Annotated in this window: 18 protein-coding genes, 1 tRNA gene and 1 pseudogene; 10 read left to right on the forward strand and 10 right to left on the reverse strand. The window is 67.0% G+C overall.

Annotated elements, in window-relative coordinates:
* The first annotated feature begins 746 nt into the window (after positions 1-746).
* Positions 747-1,022, forward strand: a complete 276-nt coding sequence (locus Q0A33_RS04060) for a hypothetical protein (RefSeq protein WP_291793494.1) — start codon at positions 747-749, stop codon at positions 1,020-1,022.
* Complete coding sequence (locus tag Q0A33_RS04065; protein WP_291793499.1) at positions 1,019-1,312, forward strand: hypothetical protein; 294 nt, start codon at positions 1,019-1,021, stop codon at positions 1,310-1,312. Before Q0A33_RS04060 ends, Q0A33_RS04065 begins: the two co-directional genes overlap by 4 nt.
* A 20-nt stretch (positions 1,313-1,332) precedes the next feature.
* Here Q0A33_RS04065 and Q0A33_RS04070 read toward each other — a convergent pair whose 3' ends face one another.
* Positions 1,333-2,145 (reverse strand): GIY-YIG nuclease family protein, encoded by an 813-nt coding sequence (locus Q0A33_RS04070; RefSeq protein WP_291793502.1) that lies wholly within the window; start codon positions 2,143-2,145, stop codon positions 1,333-1,335.
* Positions 2,146-2,250: 105 nt separating this feature from the next.
* On the opposite strand from Q0A33_RS04070, the gene Q0A33_RS04075 reads away from it, so the two are divergent.
* Positions 2,251-5,556 (forward strand): error-prone DNA polymerase, encoded by a 3,306-nt coding sequence (locus Q0A33_RS04075; protein WP_291793505.1) that lies wholly within the window; start codon positions 2,251-2,253, stop codon positions 5,554-5,556.
* 82 nt (positions 5,557-5,638) lie between these two features.
* On the opposite strand, the gene Q0A33_RS04080 is transcribed toward Q0A33_RS04075, so the two are convergent.
* Positions 5,639-6,640: a hypothetical protein gene (locus Q0A33_RS04080; protein WP_291793508.1), complete on the reverse strand. Its 1,002-nt coding sequence runs from the start codon at positions 6,638-6,640 to the stop codon at positions 5,639-5,641.
* A gap of 96 nt (positions 6,641-6,736) precedes the next feature.
* Positions 6,737-7,450, reverse strand: a complete 714-nt coding sequence (locus Q0A33_RS04085) for an SOS response-associated peptidase (protein ID WP_291793510.1) — start codon at positions 7,448-7,450, stop codon at positions 6,737-6,739.
* A 111-nt stretch (positions 7,451-7,561) separates the two neighbouring features.
* Here Q0A33_RS04085 and Q0A33_RS04090 point away from each other — a divergent pair, with 111 nt between their 5' ends.
* On the forward strand, positions 7,562-9,130 hold the full coding sequence (locus Q0A33_RS04090) for a PQQ-binding-like beta-propeller repeat protein (protein ID WP_291793512.1): 1,569 nt from the start codon (positions 7,562-7,564) through the stop codon (positions 9,128-9,130).
* 104 nt (positions 9,131-9,234) lie between these two features.
* Here Q0A33_RS04090 and Q0A33_RS04095 read toward each other — a convergent pair whose 3' ends face one another.
* Both Q0A33_RS04095 and Q0A33_RS04100 read right to left on the reverse strand, forming a co-directional pair.
* A complete protein-coding gene (locus Q0A33_RS04095; protein ID WP_291793515.1) occupies positions 9,235-9,621 on the reverse strand; it encodes an Lsr2 family protein in 387 nt (128 codons plus the stop codon).
* A 501-nt stretch (positions 9,622-10,122) separates the two neighbouring features.
* Positions 10,123-10,773 carry a hypothetical protein gene (locus tag Q0A33_RS04100; RefSeq protein ID WP_291793517.1) on the reverse strand — a complete coding sequence of 217 codons (651 nt, stop codon included), beginning with the start codon at positions 10,771-10,773 and terminating at the stop codon, positions 10,123-10,125.
* Between the two features lie 93 nt (positions 10,774-10,866).
* Between Q0A33_RS04100 and Q0A33_RS04105 the strand changes: the two genes are divergently transcribed.
* The 6 genes from Q0A33_RS04105 to Q0A33_RS04130 all read left to right on the forward strand — a co-directional run bounded on the left by Q0A33_RS04105 (position 10,867) and on the right by Q0A33_RS04130 (position 15,407).
* Positions 10,867-11,310, forward strand: coding sequence for a helix-turn-helix domain-containing protein (locus Q0A33_RS04105; protein WP_291793519.1), 444 nt, complete (start codon positions 10,867-10,869; stop codon positions 11,308-11,310).
* On the forward strand, positions 11,310-12,626 hold the full coding sequence (locus tag Q0A33_RS04110; RefSeq protein ID WP_291793521.1) for a tyrosine-type recombinase/integrase: 1,317 nt from the start codon (positions 11,310-11,312) through the stop codon (positions 12,624-12,626). The genes Q0A33_RS04105 and Q0A33_RS04110 overlap by 1 nt, the downstream gene beginning before the upstream one ends.
* A gap of 148 nt (positions 12,627-12,774) precedes the next feature.
* Positions 12,775-12,847 (forward strand) — tRNA-Lys (locus tag Q0A33_RS04115).
* 44 nt (positions 12,848-12,891) lie between these two features.
* Positions 12,892-13,122: a DUF433 domain-containing protein gene (locus Q0A33_RS04120; RefSeq protein ID WP_291793524.1), complete on the forward strand. Its 231-nt coding sequence runs from the start codon at positions 12,892-12,894 to the stop codon at positions 13,120-13,122.
* Positions 13,123-13,621: 499 nt separating this feature from the next.
* Positions 13,622-14,179, forward strand: a complete 558-nt coding sequence (locus Q0A33_RS04125) for a hypothetical protein (RefSeq protein ID WP_291793527.1) — start codon at positions 13,622-13,624, stop codon at positions 14,177-14,179.
* 151 nt (positions 14,180-14,330) lie between these two features.
* On the forward strand, positions 14,331-15,407 hold the full coding sequence (locus Q0A33_RS04130) for a 2,3-butanediol dehydrogenase (RefSeq protein WP_291793530.1): 1,077 nt from the start codon (positions 14,331-14,333) through the stop codon (positions 15,405-15,407).
* A gap of 10 nt (positions 15,408-15,417) precedes the next feature.
* On the opposite strand, the gene Q0A33_RS04135 is transcribed toward Q0A33_RS04130, so the two are convergent.
* From Q0A33_RS04135 to Q0A33_RS04155, 5 genes and pseudogenes are all read right to left on the reverse strand, one after another.
* Entirely contained in the window at positions 15,418-16,464 is a 1,047-nt protein-coding gene (locus Q0A33_RS04135; protein ID WP_291793533.1) for a hypothetical protein, read from the reverse strand.
* A gap of 53 nt (positions 16,465-16,517) precedes the next feature.
* Positions 16,518-18,362 (reverse strand): substrate-binding and VWA domain-containing protein, encoded by a 1,845-nt coding sequence (locus Q0A33_RS04140; RefSeq protein ID WP_291793537.1) that lies wholly within the window; start codon positions 18,360-18,362, stop codon positions 16,518-16,520.
* A gap of 153 nt (positions 18,363-18,515) precedes the next feature.
* The gene (locus tag Q0A33_RS04145; RefSeq protein WP_291793540.1) at positions 18,516-19,295 is read right to left on the reverse strand and encodes a glycosyltransferase; all 780 of its coding nucleotides are present in this window, start codon (positions 19,293-19,295) and stop codon (positions 18,516-18,518) included.
* An 89-nt stretch (positions 19,296-19,384) separates the two neighbouring features.
* On the reverse strand, positions 19,385-20,884 hold the full coding sequence (locus tag Q0A33_RS04150; RefSeq protein ID WP_291793544.1) for a bifunctional PIG-L family deacetylase/class I SAM-dependent methyltransferase: 1,500 nt from the start codon (positions 20,882-20,884) through the stop codon (positions 19,385-19,387).
* Positions 20,881-21,304, reverse strand: a pseudogene (locus Q0A33_RS04155) (acyl-CoA dehydrogenase); the annotation flags it as partial. The pseudogene Q0A33_RS04155 and the gene Q0A33_RS04150, both read right to left, overlap by 4 nt.

A 21,304-nucleotide genomic window follows, 5' to 3' on the forward strand; every position in this document is an offset into this window, starting at 1 on the left:
GATGCTGCGCGGGGACCGCCTTCGCGGGCGTGACGGTCGTAGACCATGCGCACGGCGCGGTCACGCAGCTCTGGACTGAACTTCTTGGGCATGCTCCGATTCTCCTTGCTGAGACTCGGAACGGAACCCAGGGCGCTTCAGACAAAGACATGCATGAGGCGCTCCTGGTAGTTGGTGTCACCCCGCCTGTCGGAGTCGAAACCCCAACTCATCCGTTACAACACCGGGATGTCGTAACACCTACAGCCCACCCCGGCTCGGCGCAGGTATCGCGCGGTCGACCCCGCAACGCTTCCAGCAGACCTTTCGCACCGCTACCCGGCCCGAGCGGAACGCATCCATTACCACCCCGCCACCTCGTAACACTTGAGGCTCTCCGATGCTCGAGATACTATCTGTTACATGCAGAAGAAGTGTGACACTTGCGGGAACCTGTTCACGCCGAAGAGGGCTGATGCGCAAACCTGCTCCCCGGCCTGCCGCACGCGAAAGCACCGCCTGAAGCAGCGGCCGGACGACTACACGCCCCCTCCACGCATACCGCTTCCGGAGGAAGCCGCACGCCACACCTGGGAGCTGAACAAGACCACACGCAAGCTGGCCGGACTGCTCGCCGATGATCGGTGGAAGCGCAACCGGACCCGCATCGCCGATGCACAGCTCCCTCTGCTCCTGGAAGCTCGGGCACGACTCGACCGCGTCATCGGCGCCCTCCAAGGTGGGGCACCCTCCTCCGACACGGAGACATGACCGCCACCGACACCGTCCTCGAAGCCGAGCTCGACCTCAACCTCACATCGGAGGTCCGGTGCGAGTGCATCCAGACTGGCTGCCACCACCAGCACGGCTCCACCGATCAGCGATGCCGGTCCGCGGCCGTCTATCGCCTCCGGAACCAGTACCAATGTCGCCACGGCTGCGACCACGACGTTATTGAGGCGCTCTGCGAATGCTGCCTGGAGGACGTCCAAGCCTACGAGCGCACAGGATGGGCCCACATCGTCCGGCTGATGAAGCTGTGACCGAGACCGACGTCGAGCTCGGCGTCGACCTGAGCCTCTCCGTCGCATGCGAGTGCACGGCCGGGTACTGCCACTATCCGGAAGCAGTCGAGGTCCTCTGCGGAGAAGACGTCCTCGACGAAGCCCGTTGCGATGAAGGCGCGCAGTGGCAAGTGCGGTCGGAGTACTCGTGCGGTATGGGCCGCTGGCATGAGGAGGTGGCTCTGCTTTGCCCACCATGCCTGGCGGATCTCCGCGAGTGCGAGCGAATCGATGGCAGCGTCGACATCACCGGGGTCATGAGGCTATAGACGACGCTGCCGTCGACTTGTCAGTTCCTGTTCAGTCCATGGCGGCGGGTATCGAGTGCGGTCTTGAAATGACTCTCAGCAGCGTCGATCTCGCTGGTGGGTGTCGAGGGATCGAACACCCGCAGCAAGGAGAACCGGAACCCGGAAGGATCCAAGCCCCGCAACTCGACGTTTCCGCCGTGGCCGTTGGCCGCGTAGGCGCTCCAGCGCTGGCGGATGCTCTCCGCGCCATCCGCCTTACCGACATAGTGGCGACCATCGCGGGTATCCGTGATGAGGTAGATGCCCAGCACTGAGGACAGTGCAGTCCGCCAGGCCGCGTAACGTGGCTCTCGCATGACAGCCTGCAGGCGAGGGTAGTCGAGCACGAGCCGATCGAAGCCGGGGAACGGCACCGGCTCTGCATCAGCGATCTCGATAACGGGGTAGGCCGCGGCAGTCTGACCAGTCAGCCGCCAGGTCCTCGGTGACTTCCACCCAATGACGAGACGACCCCTAAGATCTGCCAGCCGGTCGGAACGGACGAGGTCGAAGGTGCGAAGCCGGCCATCGTTGGCGACTTCACCACGGTTCTCCACCACTGACCATAGACGCGCGCGGTCGCCACCTTCGCGGATGAACACGACCCAGGTCGACGGCGGCACGGCAGGGAACACGCGCGTCCGCACAGACTGTTGACTCGTGTAGGCAAGGATCTCCGCATCCGTGGAGTCGGCATGGATCCCCTGCAGCCCCGAGTCCTCATGCTCGCGCACGTAGGCATGGCGAAGGACCTGAACATCGGCAGGATCAAGACTGGCACTGCGCAAGACCGAGTCGAGCGTGAGAGTCATCGATGGAATCCCTTCTGGTGGCACACCTGGCCTCATCATCGCAGGCCCTGGCCCGTCACCAGCGCTCCTTGGCATATTTAGAACACCTGTTCGATACTAGTCCGCATGGGTTTCTCCAATCCGCGCACCCCCTGGACCGAGGTCGCCAACCGGCTTGCCGGCACGCACACGGAAGCCACCGGCTCAGACGCTCCCGCCTACTCCCGTCCCGACCGCCACCAGGTCTCCGTCGGCCCCGGCGGATCCGACGGCACCGACCGCTACGCCGAACCCGCGGGCCGGCACCCCGCACGCCGTGAAGCCGCCGTGGGCTGGGCCGAGCTCCACGTGCACAGCACGTTCAGTTTCCTCGATGGAGCGAGCTCGCCTGAGGACCTCGTCGATACCGCGGCCGCGGCCGGTCTCGAAGCTCTCGCGCTCACCGATCACAACGGACTCCAAGGTGCCGTGCAGCTCGCCGCGGCCGCCGATCACATCGGCCTACCGACTGTGTTCGGCTCCGAGCTCTCCCTCGACCTGCACGAACCCATCCCCGGCCAGGTCGACCCCCAGGCCACTCACCTCCTCGTCCTGGCACGAGGGCTGACCGGCTACCGTCAGCTGTCTGCGACGATCACCGAGGCCAACCTCCGCGGGGAGAAGAACCGGCCCGTGTTCGGCAGCCTCGAGGAGCTCGCCGCCAAGGACGCTGACTGGATGATCCTTACCGGATGTCGCAAAGGACCGCTGCACCAGGCTCTCACGGACCCTGACGGTGGGCTCGGCATGCTGCGGTATCTCGTAGATCTGTTCGGACGGGACCGCGTCGTCGTCGAGATCAACCATCAGCGGCTGCCGGACGACGATCGCCGACTCGATCACCTCTACTCCCTCGCACAGCGGTGTCGTGTGCCCGTCGTCGCGACGAACAACGTCCACTACGCCACCAAGGCCCACTACCGCACCAGTGCCGTGCGAGCTGCTATCCGCGCGCGTCGGTCTCTCCAGGAGATGAGCGGCTGGTTGCCACCCACCTCTGCTCGGCGCATCCATTCCGGGGAAGAGATGCTGCAGAGGTATACGCACGAGGAGATCCAGGAATCCGTGCGCATCGCACGCGAGTGCGCCTTCTCGCTCACTGCCGCACAACCGGATCTCCCGCGCGCCCCGATCCCCGCCGGCGAAACCGAGGAAAGCTACCTCCGCCGCCTCGTCGACGAACGCGGCCAGCGCCGCTACGGCCCCCGGACAGAGAACCCGCGCGCCTGGGCACAGCTCGACCGGGAACTGACCACCATCACTACCATGGGGTTCTGCGGGTACTTCCTCATCGTCTACGACATTGCCGAGTTCTGCGCACGCGAAGGCATCTTCTGCCAGGGCCGCGGGTCAGCGGCGAACTCCGCGGTCTGTTTCGTCCTCGGCATCACCGCCGTCGACTCGGTCCGCTACGAACTGCTCTTCGACCGGTTCCTCGCCCCCGAACGCGAGGGGTATCCGGACATCGACATCGACATCGAGTCCGGACGCCGGGAAGAAGTCATCCAGTACGTCTACTCCCACTACGGCCGCGACCGCGCCGCCCAGGTCGCCAATGTCATCACCTACCGCGCGAAGTCGGCCGTCCGGGATGCCGCTTTCGCTCTCGGCTACGAGCCCGGCCAGCAAGACGCCTACTCCAAAGGCCTCCACCGGTGGTCGAGCCTGCCCGAGCCCTCCGAGACCGACATCCCGCCCTATGTTCTCGAACTCGCCGGAGAACTCCTCGACACTCCCCGGCACCTGGGCATCCACTCCGGGGGCATGATCCTCGCCGACCGGCCCATCGGAGAGATCGTGCCCATCGAGCACGCCACCATGGACGACCGCACCGTCGTCCAGTGGGACAAGGACGACTGCGCGGCCATGAACCTGGTCAAGTTCGACCTCCTGGGGCTGGGCATGCTCACCGCGCTCCACGAGATGATCGACCTCATCGCCGCTCACACCGGTGAACGCATCGACCGCGCCGAGATCCCTCAAGAAGACCCCGCCGTGTTCGAGATGCTCTGCCGGGCCGATGCCATCGGCGTGTTCCAAGTCGAGTCCCGCGCCCAGCTCGCCACCCTGCCCAGCCTGCGCCCGGAGTGCTTCTACGACCTCGCGATCGAAGTCGCGCTCATCCGCCCGGGCCCCATCCAGGGCGGGGTCGTCCACCCCTACATCAAACGCAAGTCTGGTGCTGAACCCACCACGTTCGCCCACCCGCTGCTGGAGAACTCCTTGGGCAAAACGCATGGTGTGCCGTTGTTCCAGGAGCAGCTCATGCAGATGGCGATCGACGTCGGCGGGTTCACCGGCGGCGACGCTGACGCCCTGCGCAAGGCCATGGGCGCCAAGCGATCCAAGCGGCGCATGGCCGAGCTCGAGGCCCGGTTCATGGCCGGCGCCACAACTCGTGGAGTCGAGGAGGCCACTGCCAGGCAGATCTTCGAGCAGATCGCGGCGTTCGCGAACTACGGGTTCCCAGAATCCCACGCGATCAGCTTCGCCAATCTCGTCTACGACTCCGCCTGGTTCAAGCGCTACCACCACGCAGCCTTCACCGCCGGCCTCCTGCGGGCACAGCCGATGGGGTTCTACTCCCCGCAGTCCCTCATCGCCGACGCCCGCCGCCACGGCGTACCGATCCTGCCTGTCGACATCAACCAGTCTCAGCAGAAAGCCGATCTCGAACGCACCGAGACAGGCGTCCTCGGCATCCGCCTGGGCTTGGACTCCGTCCGCGGTGTCGGGGACGCGGCCGAGTACATCGTCGACGAGCGCGAAGACGAGGCATACGCGTCCATCGCGGATCTCGCTGAGCGCACCGGAGCACCCAAGAAGGCCCTCGAAGGACTCGCCACCGCCGGCGCCTTCACGTCCTTTGGTCTCGACCGCCGGCAGGCACTCTGGATCGCCGGCGGGCAAGCAGGAGCCGGTCCCGACGTCCTCCCCCACACCTCCACCGTCGAGGCAGCACCGGCACTGCCCCTCATGGACGAGTTCGAGACCACGCTTGCGGAGCTCATCTCCACCGGCATCACCGTGAACGGCTACCCGACCGCGCAGCTGCGCGACAAGCTCACCGCCCGCGGCTTCTCCTCGATCGCCGATACCCTCTCAACCGGTGACGGCCGACGGATCACCGTCGCCGGAATCGTCACGCACCGGCAGCGGCCGGCCACCGCCTCGGGGATCACGTTCATCAACCTCGAGGACGAGTTCGGGATGCTCAACGTTGTCTGCACTGCCGGCCTCATGGCCCACTACAAGACCGCCGGGCTACGGGCGAACTGGCTGGCCGTGACCGGACTCATCCAACGCGGCGACGGCGGTGTCGTCAGCCTCTACGCCCACAAGCTCATACCCGTGGAAGTAGGACTGCCGGCCTCGAGCCGGGACTTCCGATGACACAACCGCGGATAGATCCGCGACTGTAGGTTAAGCGCACCGCCGACCCCAAGCACCGCAATATGGCACGGTTTGACAGCACTCAGGATTGTCGATTTGCCCAAGGTGGAACAGGATCTACGTCGAACTCAGTATCTGGGGCTACTACTGGTCCTTCGTACATCGGGACTCGCACATCCCAGGCGCTCGTTACTTTCATCTTATGCCGGAGCAGTGTACGGACTATCTCCTCAAGGTCATACCAGAGTTCATACATCTCTGCAGTAGGAATCATCCCGTTGTGAATCAGTCGGCCTCGTGTCCCGGCAACCTTCTTCAGACGAGCAATTCCCCAACGGCCAGGTTCTCCAGCCGCATCCAGCGCAGTCTTCAAATCATCCGGTTTGAGTTTGTTTCTGCCGCCCGCCAACATATCTGCAGTTGCGGAAAGAAGTATGAAGCCAACCTCCGTCAGTCGATTCTCAACGCCGCGAGCGTAGAACTTGAGGGCAGATTGGAGGACTGGATCTCCACTGAAGGACCCGGACTTATCTTCGAGGTCGGCTAAGTCCACCTCCTCCACGCCAGGCGCGAAGGGCCTCATGGCATTTGTGGTATCCGCAGGCACTTCGCCGTCTTCAGTAATAATTCTAACGAACTCACCTACACGGCGATCAATGAAACGCTCGTCAATGACTGCAGTCAGTGCACCTAGCGCAGCCTCGCAACGGGCGCGGGCCACATTGATTTGGTCTGCTACCTGAAACTCAGACACAGTGAATTCAGCTTCCGCCACGGTGATGAACTGGCCCTGTCGCGACCAAAGGCGCCGCGTCACCTCAAACATATAGGGGACTTCGTCATCCGTCGTAATGACGTCAGTGTATTGATATTCGAAAGGCTCTACGGACTGCCGGATTTTTACATCTCCGACTGTCAACCAGCGATTTACCAACTGCCTCACAGGAGAACCCGAGAACCCTAGCTGAAATCGTGCCGTGCAACCGACGAGCGATGCATCAATAGCCTCCAACCGCTCGGCGGAAAAAAAATTAGTTGGGGTCCTCGCCGTCCCCGGCTTCTGTGGCATGCCTAGCTGATCCATGTTCGGAGTTTACCCTTGTCGGCACGTCGGCAGATGCCAAAGTCTCGCTACGGCGAACGGCTCCCCGGGGACCATCGACAGAATGAGGGGAAACACTCACCCGTTGATCGGTTCAGCCAGCTCCGGTCCGTCGCCCGTCAGTGGTCCGCGCACCTCATGGAAGGCCAGCCGCTCAACGACAGGATCCGACGCCGCCACCATCGCATCAACCAGGCTCTGATCGCCCTCCCGCGCGGGGTCGAGCCAGTCGGCCATCGCGTCGTCGGGAAGCACCAGCGGGGTGCGGTCGTGAAGGACGCTCACATTGCCCGTGGCCGGCCGAGTGACGATGGCGGCCGTCAGCGTCCACTCATCCTCCGAGCCCTTCGGCCTCCACCAGGAGTAGAGCGCAGCGAAGTGCAACACACCCTCCGGGTCGTAGATGAAGTGCGGGCGCTTCTTCTTGCCGCCCGGCTCCGAGGTCCACTCGTAGTACCCAGTCGCAGGGATGATGCCCCGGCTGCCCTTCAGCGGCCCTTTCCACGTCCGCTTCTCCGCCAGTGTCTCGCACCTTGCGTTGAAAGTGGGATAGCGCTGCTTCAGCTCGCTCGACCACGGCGGGACAAGCGACCAGTGCGCAGTATCGGCGTGACGGACGAGCTCACCGTCGTCGGTGAGCGTCTCGCGCAGCAGCGGAATCCCGCGGGTCGGTGGGATGTTCCACGACTCGTGCCAGCCGGGCTCGTAGTCCGTCAACCGCTGGCCCGTGACATCGAGGAACCGCCGGATGTCCCTGTCAACGGCGACATCAGCCGCGAAACGTCCACACATGGAACAAGGATCGCACCCCGCGTGTAGAAGCGGTAGGGGTCTCAGCCTCCGACAGGTATCCCACTATCCCGCTTGTATGCGGTACTTTGAAATCTGCCTTACCCATATTTCATGACAGGGAACCTGATGACCACACTCCCCCACCACCGAGGCCGAGGTCGCCCCCTCACCCTCGGCGCCCTCGCCTCAACTGCCGCCCTGTTCCTCGCCGCCTGCACCTCCAGCGGGTCCACCGACGAAGACGGAGGCAGTGACGCCGGCGCGCCCCCTCCGGAGCCGGCGTGGGGAGAGTGGCAGGAACTCGACGGTGACTGGCAGGCCATAGCAAGCAGCACCGACAAGGCCCTGCTCTCCAGCGGGGACGAAACCGCAGTCTTCGACTCCACCGGGCAGCGACTCTGGGACCTCCCCGAAGACCCCGACGGACTCGACCAGGAGCCCATCAAGGTCGAGATGGACGACAACGCCGTCTACGTCATGTACACCGAAGGCAACCCTCTCCTCGCCCTCGATGCCGACACCGGCGAGCAGCTCTGGCGATTCAATCCCAGTGACCTCGACAACTGCACACCGGCCAAAGGCGTCCACTTCGACGTCGACCCGCGCTCACCCGAACTCCTCGTCGTCTCCTACACCGATGACGGAGTCAACCCCGAAGACTTCCACCCCGGCTTCTGCTCCAGCGACATCCCCACGGACTCACCCTTCGCCTCACACGTGGTCAGCCTCGATCGCGCCACCGGCAAACAGCTCTACGAACCCATCAAAGACCAGATCGGCAAGACCGCAGTCGCCGGCGCCTTCGACTTCACCGGCCAGTACTACGACCGCGTATTCTACGAACGCCTCGGCACCACAATCACCCGCACCGATGTCCAGACCGGCGAGACCCGCTCCGTAGACGCCTACCTCTCCCAAGGTGCCGCAGCAACGAACTTCGGCGACGGAGGAGACGGCACCTTCACCATCGCCACCGGAGGAGACTCCTTCGAACAAGTCCGGGTCGATCGCTGGGCCGACTACTGGCAAGAAGGCGACACCCACGACTACGACGAAGGCGAAGCTACTGCAGTGGTCGCACCTCATGACCCGCTGTGCAGCTACAACCGCACTACCAGCCCCTCCGGCTACACCTACTGCAACCCCACCGAACGTCTCTCCGATGAGGACGTCATGCCCGTCTCCCAGCTCCTGGGCGACCCGAGCGGCGAAGAGATCTTCACATGGACTCCGGACGGCTCAGACCCGGACACGTGGGAGATCACCGGATGGGATGCAGCACGCAGTGCAGGAACACAACCCGGAGGAGAAGCCGACGCGCTGCTCGACCCCGTCGTCCCCGCCAGTGAATCCGCGCCGGCACTACTCGTTCTCCCCACCGAGCATGACGGACTGACCGCCTTCGACCTTCGCACCGGCGAGACCGTCTGGGAATCCGCCCCCGACACGGAGAACCCGCCCAGCACCGCCCACTACGTGCCGGCGACAGACGAGATCCTCGTCAGCTCACCCGGGAACCTCAAAGCCCTTGACGCCCGCTCGGGCGAGGAAGCGTGGGAAGAGACCGACATCGACCACGACGCACTCAACCTCTCAGCCAGCGGCCCTGCCGCGACCGTGCAGCGACCGGGGACGAACGCCACCACTTGGCTGCGGTTCGTAGAACCCATAGGAAGCTGATCTGCCGCCTTCAGACACCTCGGCGGCGTGCGTTCACTTCGAACGCACGCCGCCATGACGCTTACTCGGGCACAAGGCCGGGCAAGTCTTGCTGATCGCAGCCTTCAGTTCCCCGACGGCCGGCCCGCGTCCTCCCACTCCTTGAGCAGCTCAGCCTTGATCCGGCCCCGGTCACTGACTTCGTGCCCGCGCAGCTTCAGCCACTGACGCGCATCAGCGAGCTCCTCACGGGAATACCCGCTGCCGGACGACCGCGATGCCCGCGCACGCGCCGGAGACGCAGACGACTTCGCCTTTCGAGCAACTGCGAGATACGGCTCCAGAGCCTCACGCAGCTTCGCATCCTCCGCCTCGGTGAGATCGATCTCGTACCGCCGATCATCCAGACCGAAAACTACAGTGTGGACGTCGTCGCCGCTTGCACCGGAAATATCGGAAACGAACGTCTCAACTACCTGACGAGCCACAGCTTCTCCCGCAATCAGTTTCATGTACCCGAAGAACATATCACTGCAGAAACAAGAGCAAATGACCGAGGGACAGGATGGCGGATTACCTCATCCCCCTCTTTCTGCGGGTGGATGCGCATGGCTACTATCTGAGCATGGCAGGCTGCCTCTACCCCGGATGTGACAATCCCGTCGTCGCGCTGGACCTGTGCCGACCTCACTACGCGCGCCGACGTGCGCTCTCCGCACCACCGTGCGAGAAGGATGACTGCGAACGTCCGAGTACACGAGAGGGACTCTGCAGCCACCACTACTACCAAAGAGCCAAGGCCACCCGAGAACCCAATCTGGAACCGCTGAGCTACGCCACGCGCAGACGCAATACCCTCCTGCCCCAGGCACGAGCACTTCGTGCCGACGGGTGGTCATTCGCCCGGATCGGACGGGAGCTCGGTGTCACCGGAGACACCATCAGTCACTGGCTCCGACGCCCGTGAACGCGACCGAAGCCGGGAGAAGCCCCCGTGGGCCCAGCAGGAGTGTCTACCGGCCCGACCCTTCCTTCCTCGGCGCCGGGCGGGAGTCATCGATGCGGATATCCCGCGCTTTCAGCCACACCCACCGGTTCCGGCACCGCTCATCGTCGAGCTCGACCTTCACGATCTGAGCGAACACGTCATACGCCACCGCCCGCGCAGACAGCACCTCTTCTCCGGTCGCCCATTCGATACGCGCGAACACCGGTAGAGCAGGCCGGTCATCAGCGAACCCCGAAGGCGGAACGCTGTTGCGGATCGGCACGGACTCCGGCCTCTCAGGCGGATACCCTTGACATTGAGGGGAATGCGTGATGACGGGCGCATCAGCCGGCTCAGGGAGAAGGCCCTGCTCTTCCGCCAGGCTCACCCAGTACGGGTCCAGCTCCACTTGCGGGTTCGCCGTAAGGAGATGCCCCGCGAAGTCGACATGCTCGACCATCCACGCACGGATCACATCCTCATCCGTTGGATCGCGGAGCTCTTCTCCGTCCGGCGCGATGACGCTCACGCCCCCGCGGATGTTCTGCGCGTAGAAGCGCGGCAGCGTCGGGAACGCCTGGTGCAACCCCAGCGCGAGCTTCGCAGCCCTGCGCGTCGCCGGTTCTGCTGCCGCCCACTCCTCGTACGGGGCCGGCGGTTCCCATCTCTCAGACATGGCACCGACCATAGATCCCGGCACGGACACACCCACTTCCTCCGACAACGTTCCTGAGCGTCGGAACAGCCGGCCCGGGGAGGAGGACGAACGATGTCGCTGGCGACGATCCCGACCGTCGTCGGTGTGGACGGACGTCGACCCACACAGGTGGATATGACACATGCATCCGTCTTCTCAGTGGCCCAGGCCGCTCAGTTCCTCCACGTCGACGCCGAGCTCCTCCAAGATGCCGCGCACGCCGAACTCATCCCGCACCTGCGCATGGACAACATCGTCCTCTTCACGCAGGAGCACCTCACCGCCATCACCAACAGCGGACCGAGTCCTTCAGGCGAAACGTCGTGCTGCATCGACACCGACCCACACGGCCGCCGTCTCTGGTGCCGCGACTGCGCGGCCACCTATCTCCACCTGAGTGCGAAGACTCTCGCCAACTACTCCAGCGCCGGGACCGGCCCAGCTGTTCGCGGCGGACATGGCCGACCCCGCTACCGAAAGGCCGACCTCGACGCCTGGGTCGGGGAGGCCGCCTGATGGCGCGCACCGCACTCCCCCGCGGAGAACACACTCCCATTGCGTGGCTCGTCCGGGAGCCCAACAGCGCTACATGGACTGCGCTGAGCACCAAGCCGAAGGGCTACAAAGCACCCCGTGGAAGCATGTGGAGCGCCAGAGTCCGCTACCAGTTTGCGACAGGCCCCCGTCGCCTCACTGCCCAAGGGCGTACCAAGGGGATAGCTGAGCAGGCCCTGAAGAAGAAAGTCGAACAGGCCCGCCGGCAAGACGGCTGCGCAACCACGATTGACACCGTCGCCGACCGGCTCACCGCATATGTCACCGACCTCGCTGTCGGAGCTATCCCCACCGTGCGCACGGTCCGGTCCAGGACCACTTACGAATCCATCCACCGCACCTGGTGCACCGCCGACGGCGAGCACCGAAGCTCCATCGCGGACATCCCCATCACCGACCTTCGCCCTTCCGACCTCCAGCGCGAAGCACGACGCATCGCCGAAGCAGGAGGATACTCCCAGCTCAAGCACATCCGCGCGCTCTGGAACAAGTCGATTCAGACAGCGGTCGCCGATGGAATCATTCCGATCAATCCCGTCCGTGACATGGGCCCGCTGCCGGAGAAGCCCAAGGGGGCACCGGCCCGCGTATACAAGAACGGCGCGCCGAGGACCAAGAACGACACCCTCGCCGAGGACCAGATCAGTCAACTCCTCACGGTCGTCTACTCTGAGACGAAGTCGCGACGCAACGGCTTGGCCGACCTCGTCGCGCTCTCCCTTATCCTCGGACTGCGTATCGGAGAACTGAACTCGATGCGGTGGCAGGACGTTGACCTCGACAGTGAGATCCCCACCATCTCCGTGGTCGGAAAGCTCGTCCGAGAGAAGGGTCGTGGACTCGTCTGGGAGTCATGGACGAAGGACGCTCTCGAGTACCGGCTTATTCCCCTGCCTCCCGAGGCCATCGACATCTTCCGCAGGCGCCGCACCGCCCTGGACGACCTCGCCGACAAGGCGACAGAGGCGGACAGGACGTGGGTCGTTCCCAGCTCCACGCACACGACCCCAGACCCGGACGTCCTCAACAAGCGCTTCCGCCGCATCCTGGACAAAGCAGGTCTCCACACCGCGACCAACCACACTCTTCGTCGAACCGTCGAAGCTCGCCTCATGGAGGCCGGCGTCCCCGAAGTCGAACGAGAGAAGATCATGGGGCACTCCGCAGCCGTCGCGCATTCCTCCTACTGGGACCGCACCAGCTTGCCCCGGCATGCAGCCGCCGGCCTTTCAGGAGTGCCTCTCCCACAGGTCTCGACTGTCGGAGAGGCCGCCTAAGCGGTATGCTCCACTCGTCGGCACTCACGTGCCACCGGTAGCACGTTACTAGCACGCTATCCCGGGAATGCGTGGGAACCGACGGGATAAGCCGGGACTGACCTGCAGCAGCGAACACAACGTTTGACCTGGTCAACCCCGCAAAATGGGGCCTCTAGCTCAGTTGGCAGAGCAGCGGACTTTTAATCCGCGGGTCGTGGGTTCGATCCCCACGGGGCCCACTGTTCGGAGTTGACGAAGAGCTTCGAACATGTGGAGGTAGCTCATGTTCGACAGAATCACGACGACTCCCGAGATCATGGACGGGCAGCCGACGATCCGGGGGATGCGATTCCCCGTGAAGACGGTGGTCCGCATGGTGGCCCAGGGGATGACCGATGAACAGATCGTCGCCGAGCATCCCGATCTGGAGCCCGAGGACATCCGTGCCGCCCTGCGATACGCCGCGGCTGTGCTCGATTCGGAGACCTACCTGCCGTTGACCAGGACAGCATGAGACTGCTCCTCGACCAGAATCTCTCAGTGCGGATCAGCATCCGCCGCCTGCCGCTCGTCTGACCGGGTCGCCTCCACAGACACCGCGGCACAATGCAGAGCACCGGCGCTCCGCATGGCGGAAGCATCGGTCCCCACGATGCACCCTGCACTCCTCCCCGCCGGATCCCGGCACGAACGGACCCGGAACACCCCGAACCCTCAGCCCTGACCGCCCAAGGCGCGGATGGCGGGGGTTCGGACGGCTCTGTGCGTGGCGATGAGGGCGGTGAGCACGGTCAGCGCCGCCGCGAGCACCGTGATCGCCCCGAGCAGGGTCCACGGGCGATGACGGGCACACCGTAGACGCGCGCCGTCGCCGCGCTTGTGCATAAGGGCCTTGAGCCTGCGCGAAACGCCGGCTGCCGCGAAGCGATCGTCCCCGGTGGGCCGGCACCCGATGCCCGGGCGCTGAGGCACAGAGCCGCAGTGCCCCGCTCGCGATGTGCCAGAATCAGCGCATGCACCCTCCTTCAGCGGCGCACGACGGCAGTCAGGTCCTCCTGCGGCGCCCGCTCTCCCCGGCTGAGGTGAAAGACCTCGCCGACGCCGTCTACTACTCGGGACTGAAACTCGTGACGGCAGTCGCCGTCCCGACGTCCGGTGTGCTCGTCATGGGGATCGCCGTGCTGGTGGCGATCGGTTTCGGAGTGGTCGCCGGCAGGACTGCTGTGTTCATCGTCCTCGGAATCGGATTCCTGGTGTGGCTCCTCGTCCTGGCGCTGGGTCTCGGCGGAGGCGTGGCCCTGGGTGTGGCGATGGGCCGCTCCCGCCTGGAGAGCCGCATGGGACCCCATCGCGAGCTCGTCACGACGTGGTACCCGCACGGCTTCGCGCTCACGGACTGGAAGGGCTCCGTCTTCATCCCCTTCAGCGAACTGCGGAGCATCCGCCGCGCAGGCAGGCAGGGGCAGTTCATCGTCGTCCGGACACCGATGAAGCTGGGTCCCGAACCCTACGCACACGGGATCCCCGTCGACCTCGTCCCCGAGAACCAGCTGCGCCGCTGGAACGTGTAGAAGTCACCCTGCAGATCTGACTCCGATCTCACACCCGCGACGACTGCGACCGCACCGTACTGCGGAGTAGCGTCGGAGACGACGGGCCCACTGGGCCGGCCGGTCGCACGCACTCCTGCGGCCTCACCGCTCACTGCGAAGGAGGACGGCTATGAAGGCTGTCATGTACTACGGGCAGAACGACGTCCGCGTCGAGGACATCGCAGAACCGGCTCCGCCGGCTGCGGGCGAGGTGAGGATCGAGGTGGCCTGGGCCGGCATCTGCGGCAGCGACCTCCACCTCTTCCACAACGGCCCTTCCTATCCCACCACTCCCACGGCGGATCAGCCCCAGCCGCGCACGGGTGAGACCCTCCCCGTCGTGCTGGGCCACGAGTTCGCGGGCACGGTCACGGCCCTGGGCGAGGGAGTCACCTCGCTGTCCGTGGGCGACGCGGTCGCCGTCAAGGCGAACGTGCCCTGCGGGTCCTGCGCCGCCTGCCGCGCAGGGCTGTCCAACATCTGCAGGAACTCCCGCGGCTTCGGCCTGTCCGGCGGAGGCGGCGGACTCAGCGAGTTCGTCACCGTGCCCGAGGCCAACGCCTTCCCCGTCGGCGACCTCCCCCTCGACCAGGCGGCCATGATCGAACCGCTGGCGGTCTCGACCCACGGTGTGCGCAGGTCCGGTGCGGCCGCCGGCGACGTCGCGCTGGTGGGCGGCGCCGGACCCATCGGCGTGCTCACCGCCGCCGCGCTCAAGGCCAAGGGCGTCCACGTGATCATCAGCGAGCCCAACCCGGCCCGGCGCCGGGCCGCCCTGGACAACGGGGCCGCACACCGGGCCGTGGACCCCATGACCGAGGACCTCCAGGCCGTCGTCGCCGAGGCCACGAACGGCGACGGCGTCGATGTCGCCTTCGACTGCGCCGGGGTCGTCCCCGTCACGCACGATCTCATCGCCGCGATCCGCCCGGGCGGACACCTGCAGATCATCGCGATCCCCAGCAAGCCGCTCGACCTCGACGTGCAGAACGAGATGCACCTGACCGAGATCACCTACGCAGGAATGTTCGGCTACCTGGACGAGGACTACCGCGACGCGATCGCCATGGCGAACGGCGGCGGCCTGAACCTCGCTCCCTTCATCTCGACACGGATCACGCCGGAGGAGATCGTGGAGAAGGGCTTCTCCGTGCTCCTCGACAGGGAGAACACCGCTGTGAAGATCCTCGTGGACCCGCACGCCTGAGGGACCACGCTCAGCATCCGCTGCCCGGACCTCCTGATCTGCCCGGACCTCCTGATCCTCCTGATCCGCCGGGTCCGGGCAGATCGTCGCGGCCGATCAGCGAGTCCAGCGTCACCTCGAACTCCAGCGCACGGTCGGCATTCACCTGTTTGATGTTCTCCACGAGCTGCGCGCCCACCGCACGGAGTGCCTCCCTGACCTCTGCCACCCGGCTCGCGGGATCGTCCCACAGCTCCGGGTGCACGAGCAGGTCCAGCAGGTAGTCGCGTTCGACGGCCGCGCGCAGGTGACCGAGCTTCTCCTCGTACTCCACCTCCGCGAGCATGCGCTGCTGCGCGCCTGCCTTGGCGTCCAGTCGCGCAAACAGCTGGCGGATGTTCCAGACGATCCGTTCGAGCTCCTTGTCCACCTGGGCGGCGGTGAGATCGCCGTCCCGGCCGCGAGCGGCGTAGTCCCGGCGCCGGGCGGTGATCCCGTCGAGGATCTCGCGGATCGTCTCCGGCAGCTGCGGGCCCTGTTCCTCGGCGGCAGGCCGCTTCCGCTTCCTCCGGCGCAGCACGACGGCACCCGCCACCGCGCTCGGCACCGCCACGACCACAGCCGCGATGAGCACGACGGGAAGCACCCAGCCCCCGCCCGCCGCAGCGCCGGTGTCCGGTGCCCCTTCGGAAGCAGGCAGCTCCGCGGAGAGGTGTTCGACGGTCTCCGTGAGCGCCGCCTCCACATCACCGCCGGCGGCGGACTCGGCCTCGTTGGCGATCCGCATCGCCTCGTCACCGTCGATCACCGTGGAGTCCGCCTGCAGATCGGAACCCACTGCCACGACGAGGGTCTCAGCACCGCTGCTCTCCGAGAGCCGGTCGAGGTGATAGGTCGAATAGGCGGCCTCCAGCCGAGCGTCCTGCGGGAGCACCGCGACGGCGATGCTCCCGTCATCCGGCAGCACCGAGGTCACGGCGTCCGCGAGACCGTCCGCATCCCGCACCTGCGGCGACACGTAGACATGCCCCTCCGCGAGCCCCGCCTCAGCAGACTCCAGCCATCCGCCGCCCGTCATCGCCCCTCCCCTCGCCGGTCATCCACTCTCGCCCCTCCAGACACTCCGCACGTTCAGAAGTTGTTGATGACGGAGGCGAACACCAGGTCGATCTGCTCCGGGTCGGAGGCGTCGAAGAGCTGCCCGCCCGTCGCGTCCGCGATCCGCTGCAGCGCCGTGGGGTCAGCTTCCTCTCCATAGGCAATGGGGAAGATCCGGACCTGAGCCGCATCCGCACCGGCTTCTGCGGATTCCGGGGAGATCTGCGCGATGAGCGAGTCGAGCGAGATGCGCGAATCCGTGTCCTCGCCGTCGGAGAGGAGCACGATCGCGTTGATCCTGCCGGGTTCCGCCCGTGCGTCCATCTCCTCGTACGCCGCCGCGACGGAATCGTAGAGCGGAGTGCCGGCACGCTGCGCGTAGCGCAGATCGTCGAGCGCGGTGCCCAGCGTCTCCCGATCAGAGCCCAGCGCCGTGACCTCCCGCATCACCTGGATGCCCTCACCGGCTTCCGAGCTCACTCCGGTGGTGAAGGCCCATACCCCCACCTCGTCCGTCTGCCGGAAGTGATCGAGCGTGGACTGCGCCCCCTCGATGGCGCCGTCCAGCCGCGTGCGTCCGTCGTCGATGGCCGTGTCCATGGAACCGGAGATGTCGATGAGCTCCACCACCGAGGACGGCTTGCGCACCTGGGCCCACTGATCGATCGCGGCGGAGATGACGTCCACCTCCGGCTTGGGCAGGAGAGTGCCCGGCTTCTCCGGATCCACGCCGTATTCCTCCGTGAACAGCTCGCCCAGCGGCACGGACGCGTCCAGCGGACGGAAGCCGTACTCCGGCAGGATGCTCTGGGCCGGTGCCGTGGCGAGGAAGTCGACGAACGCCTGCCCTGCGCTCCGCTGCTCCTCCGTCACCCAGTCCGCACCCAGCACCGTGATGGGGTTGTCCGAGGTCATGGAGCCGCCGGAGGGGTAGACGGCGACGAGTTTCTCCCGTGGAGGGGTGAGGGTCTCGCCCGGCTGCACGGTGCGCGATTCCGGGTTGCCCTGGTTGTAGTTGAGCAGCGAGGTCTCCTCGAGCGCCACGGCGGAGACGTAGCCGGAACCGCCGGCTCCGCCCTGCGTCTCCTCGTAGAGCGTGTTGAGGACGTTGCCGGTGGTGTCGCCGTAGTGGATGACGCACTCCTCGAACACGCGTGAGAAGTCCTCCGCCTCCTCCACGTCCTCCGCTGTCAGCCCGTCCGTCTTCCCCGCGGCCTCGTAGGACTGCATGAGGATGGCGGAGAGCCCGGTCGTGGAGGTGTGCGGATTGGTCTTGGAGATCTTGAAGGAGCCCCAGACGTCCTTGCCGACGCTGCCCCAGCCCTCCGGGTCCGCGCAGAGGTCCTCCAGATCGGAGATGCCGATGTCCTTGTCCGGCCAGCCCAGCGCCCGCGCCATGGGCTCCGGCATGCCGAAGACCACGGGCGTCTGCGCGAAGGACTCCGGTTCGCCCACCAATGAGGCCGAGGCCGCAGCGGCGACCCGGTCCGTCCACACGGTGGAGGCCGGGGACCAGAGCGTGGGCCAGAGGGACTGGTCCTGCGTGGGCCAGTCGCCGCCCGCTGTCAGGTGAGCCGCGGCGTCCCCGGAGGAGACGTTCGTGGGACGCACGGAGGCGCACTCGGCCAGCGCCTCGTGCTCCGGTGAGTCCTTGAAGGCGGCGGCGAGCGCCTCGATCATGTTCACCTTCTCCGAGGACGTCGCCACGACCACGGGCGTGCAGCCGTCGTCGGAGGCACCGCCGGCCTCGCTGCCGGAGCCGGTGTCACCGCCGGGAGAGCAGGCGGTCAGGAGGAGGGCGAGAGAGGCCCCGAGTGCCGCGAGGCGGCGACCGCCTGTGACTGAGATCGCACGTCCCGTACGAGAGATGAGAGACATGAGGACACATTACAGCCACCTATGGACACAGGGCGTATGCGCCTCCCCTCCTCGGGCAGGGCTCGCGGACCACCAGCACCGCGCGGAGACGGGTGCGGCCGAGAAGATCGGCCCGGTCGGTGCGGAATGCAGTGACGCGTGAGCCGCCTCCGCTCAGCTGCTCGCCGCCATCCCGTCGAGGTCCCGCATGAAGCGGGCGAACCCGCCCGGCGCGCGCCCGGCTCTCCGCGCCGAGGTGAGCACACGGGTGGTGTCCGTCGCGATCCAGGGCACGCCTGCGCGCTGGAGGCGACGCACCGTCTCCACGTCCTCGGACACCGGCAGGGCGCTGAACCCGCCCGCCTCCAGCAGCCGGTTCAGGCGCATCCCCAGATTGGCTCCGTGCACCGCTGAGTGCCCCTCGCACAGCTCGTGCCGGGCGAACCACAGACTTCCGGCGGGCGTCGTCCGGTCCTCATCGGGCTCCACCGTGCCGACGACGAGGTCGTATCCCGCCCTCGCGAACTCCGCCTGCCGGGCGAGCCAATGGTGGGGCACACGCGAATCAGCATCGGTGTGGGCCGTCCAGATCCGCTGAGCGGGGATCCCCGGCCAGTGCGCGGCGGTCGCGCTCACCCCCGCGTTGCGCACGGCACCCACGTGCGGGAACACACCCTCGAGGATGCGGATCGCGGAGCCGGCCCGGGCCTCGGCCGCGATCTGCGCGGCGACCTCGGCGCTGCCGTCGGAGCAGCGGTCGAGCACGACCACCAGCAGCGTGGGCAGGTCCGTCGCCGAGGCCGCTGCGACGATCGCACGCAGGCAGTCGCCCAGCAGCTCCTCCTCGTTGTGCGCCGGCACGATCACTGCGAGCGCCGCCGGCTCGAATGCCTGCGCAACACCGGCGGGCAGCGGCTCACCGGCGAGCGCTGACCCAGCGGTGGGCAGTGGCACACCGGCCGGCAGCGCTGAGGCGGCCGGCGCCGCAGTAGCGGCAGTCCGCGAACCCTCCTGGGGCGGGCGATCCCCGCGCTCCTCCGCCGTCACAGCTCCGCCCCGGGGCCGTGCGCACCGGTGCTCCACACCACGAGTTCGAAGTCCGGGTCTTCGACGGTGACCGTGCGCGGGAGCGGCAGCAGTGCATCGAGGACTGCGTGCACCTCGACGGCCGTGAGCGGCCAGCCCACGATCGGATGCCGCCAGTGGCAGGCCACCACCGTCTGCGCGCCGGTGTCGGCGATGCGCCGGGCCGTTCGCCGCAGACGAGCAGGGCTGAGGAAGTATCCGACCTCCGACACCACAACGAGGTCCGGTGCCGGGCTGCGATCCGGCACCGGTCCGGCATCCGACGCGCTGTCCGAGGCCTGCGCGGGATCCGCTCCGCCCTCCTCGAACGGCCACTGTTCGGGCACCTGGCGGAGAAGGAACTCGACGTGCGGGCTCGTGACGGTGCCGCGCGCTCGGTCCAGTGCGCTCGCGCTCTCGTCGACGGCGAGCACGCGGTCGCAGCGAGCGGCCAGATCCTGCGCCAGCGCCCCCGCGGAACATCCGAGCTCCAGTGCCGTGCCGTAGCGCGGGGCAGGCAGTGCCGCGAGCGTGAGCGCCCGCTTGCGGGCCTCGTACCAGCTCGTCCGGGTCTCCCAGGGATCCGCGGCCGTGCGGTGCAGGTCTTCGAAGGGGCTCGGCTCGCCCGGCTCCGGCATGCAGAAGACCTCGAACGGCCGCGCGAAGTGGGAGAGCATCCCAGCGCTCAGCAGCACCTCGTCGCCCGGTTCCGGGCCGAGCGGCTCGATCTGGGACCTGTGGAGCGAGACGGCCGCCCGCTTGCGCGCCGCGGCCTCGGCGGAGAGGTCGAACCGCAGCAGCGCGGCCTCCGCAGCGAGCGCGTCGAGATCCGCAGAGCCTCCCCAGTGCCACAGCCACAGAGGGGCTTCGAGGTGCACGGCGTCCGTCCGCCAGGCGGCTGCGGCAGCCGCCGCGGCGACGGCCGCGTGATCCGGGTGCCGGTCACCCCGCCACGTGGAGACGAGAAGAGTCCTCGCCCCGTCATCCCGCGGCAGCACGCCTCCCGGCAACTCGCCTGCCGGCAACTCGCCTCCGGGCAGCTCGTCTCCCGGCGGCTCGTCCCCCAGCAGCCGCACGAGAGCCGCGACGAGCTCCTCCCCACACGCCTCGAGCCCGCCATCCTCCATCCCCAGCAGATGCAGGCGGGCCGTGGGCGCCAGCGCGCGGACGGCCTCGGCCACTTCCTGTGCACGCAGCCGGGCCAGGCGCTCCGGGGAGTGCGTGGGCGAATCCGGGTGGGAGGCCTCTCCCGCGCTTGCCACCACCACGTCCACACGCATCGACCGGGCACCCGCGGCGGCGAGGAGGCCGCCGGCCATGAGGGTCTCGTCGTCCGGGTGGGCAGCGACCACGAGCAGCCGGTGGTAGGGAGTCAGGTCGAGGGCCTCGGCCCGGGCGAGCGCCGCGTGCCCCCGCCACACCTCCTCCGCGGTGCTCTCGTCCTCGTGCCGGAATCCCGGCGCGTCCGCCGCCGTCACCGGTCGCTCCATACGGCCGGCAGGCCCTGGAGCAGGCCCTCTCCCACGGCGGCGAGGTCGCGCTCCGGCTTGTGCTGCCGCAGGTAGACCTGCAGATCGGCCACCCTGCGCGCGTGCTCCTCGTCCTGCGTGAGCGGCCCTGGACCCAGCGTGTGGGCGACCGCGGTGAGGACCGTCTCGCAGGCGTCGTGGACGATGCTGCGCACACGCAGGGCCGCGGGCCAGGAGCAGTCGCCGCTCGCGTCCGCCTCATGTGCGGCCCCGGCGAGCGCCGCGCCCGCCGCGTGGAGGGCAGCGTCACACGCACCCAGGTGGTGCAGCGCGATCTGGTCCGGTTCCCGTTCGCCGAGCGCGCGGAGCAGCGTCCCCGCCAGCGCGGAGGCGCCTCCCCACCAGACGGCCGCCACGCCCACCCCGCCC

It is taken from the genome of Brevibacterium sp. (genome assembly GCF_022712115.1).
Classification (GTDB): Bacteria; Actinomycetota; Actinomycetes; order Actinomycetales; family Brevibacteriaceae; genus Brevibacterium; species Brevibacterium salitolerans.

Bases quoted from the DNA above. Each gene is read 5' to 3' on its own strand.
- Q0A33_RS04060 (WP_291793494.1), top strand. From the start codon at position 747: ATGACCGCCACCGACACCGTCCTCGAAGCCGAGCTCGACCTCAACCTC.
- Q0A33_RS04070 (WP_291793502.1), bottom strand. From the start codon at position 2,145: ATGACTCTCACGCTCGACTCGGTCTTGCGCAGTGCCAGTCTTGATCCT.
- Q0A33_RS04075 (WP_291793505.1), top strand. From the start codon at position 2,251: ATGGGTTTCTCCAATCCGCGCACCCCCTGGACCGAGGTCGCCAACCGG.
- Q0A33_RS04080 (WP_291793508.1), bottom strand. From the start codon at position 6,640: ATGGATCAGCTAGGCATGCCACAGAAGCCGGGGACGGCGAGGACCCCA.
- Q0A33_RS04085 (WP_291793510.1), bottom strand. From the start codon at position 7,450: ATGTGTGGACGTTTCGCGGCTGATGTCGCCGTTGACAGGGACATCCGG.
- Q0A33_RS04090 (WP_291793512.1), top strand. From the start codon at position 7,562: ATGACAGGGAACCTGATGACCACACTCCCCCACCACCGAGGCCGAGGT.
- Q0A33_RS04095 (WP_291793515.1), bottom strand. From the start codon at position 9,621: ATGAAACTGATTGCGGGAGAAGCTGTGGCTCGTCAGGTAGTTGAGACG.
- Q0A33_RS04100 (WP_291793517.1), bottom strand. From the start codon at position 10,773: ATGTCTGAGAGATGGGAACCGCCGGCCCCGTACGAGGAGTGGGCGGCA.
- Q0A33_RS04105 (WP_291793519.1), top strand. From the start codon at position 10,867: ATGTCGCTGGCGACGATCCCGACCGTCGTCGGTGTGGACGGACGTCGA.
- Q0A33_RS04110 (WP_291793521.1), top strand. From the start codon at position 11,310: ATGGCGCGCACCGCACTCCCCCGCGGAGAACACACTCCCATTGCGTGG.
- Q0A33_RS04120 (WP_291793524.1), top strand. From the start codon at position 12,892: ATGTTCGACAGAATCACGACGACTCCCGAGATCATGGACGGGCAGCCG.
- Q0A33_RS04125 (WP_291793527.1), top strand. From the start codon at position 13,622: ATGCACCCTCCTTCAGCGGCGCACGACGGCAGTCAGGTCCTCCTGCGG.
- Q0A33_RS04130 (WP_291793530.1), top strand. From the start codon at position 14,331: ATGAAGGCTGTCATGTACTACGGGCAGAACGACGTCCGCGTCGAGGAC.
- Q0A33_RS04135 (WP_291793533.1), bottom strand. From the start codon at position 16,464: ATGACGGGCGGCGGATGGCTGGAGTCTGCTGAGGCGGGGCTCGCGGAG.
- Q0A33_RS04140 (WP_291793537.1), bottom strand. From the start codon at position 18,362: ATGTCTCTCATCTCTCGTACGGGACGTGCGATCTCAGTCACAGGCGGT.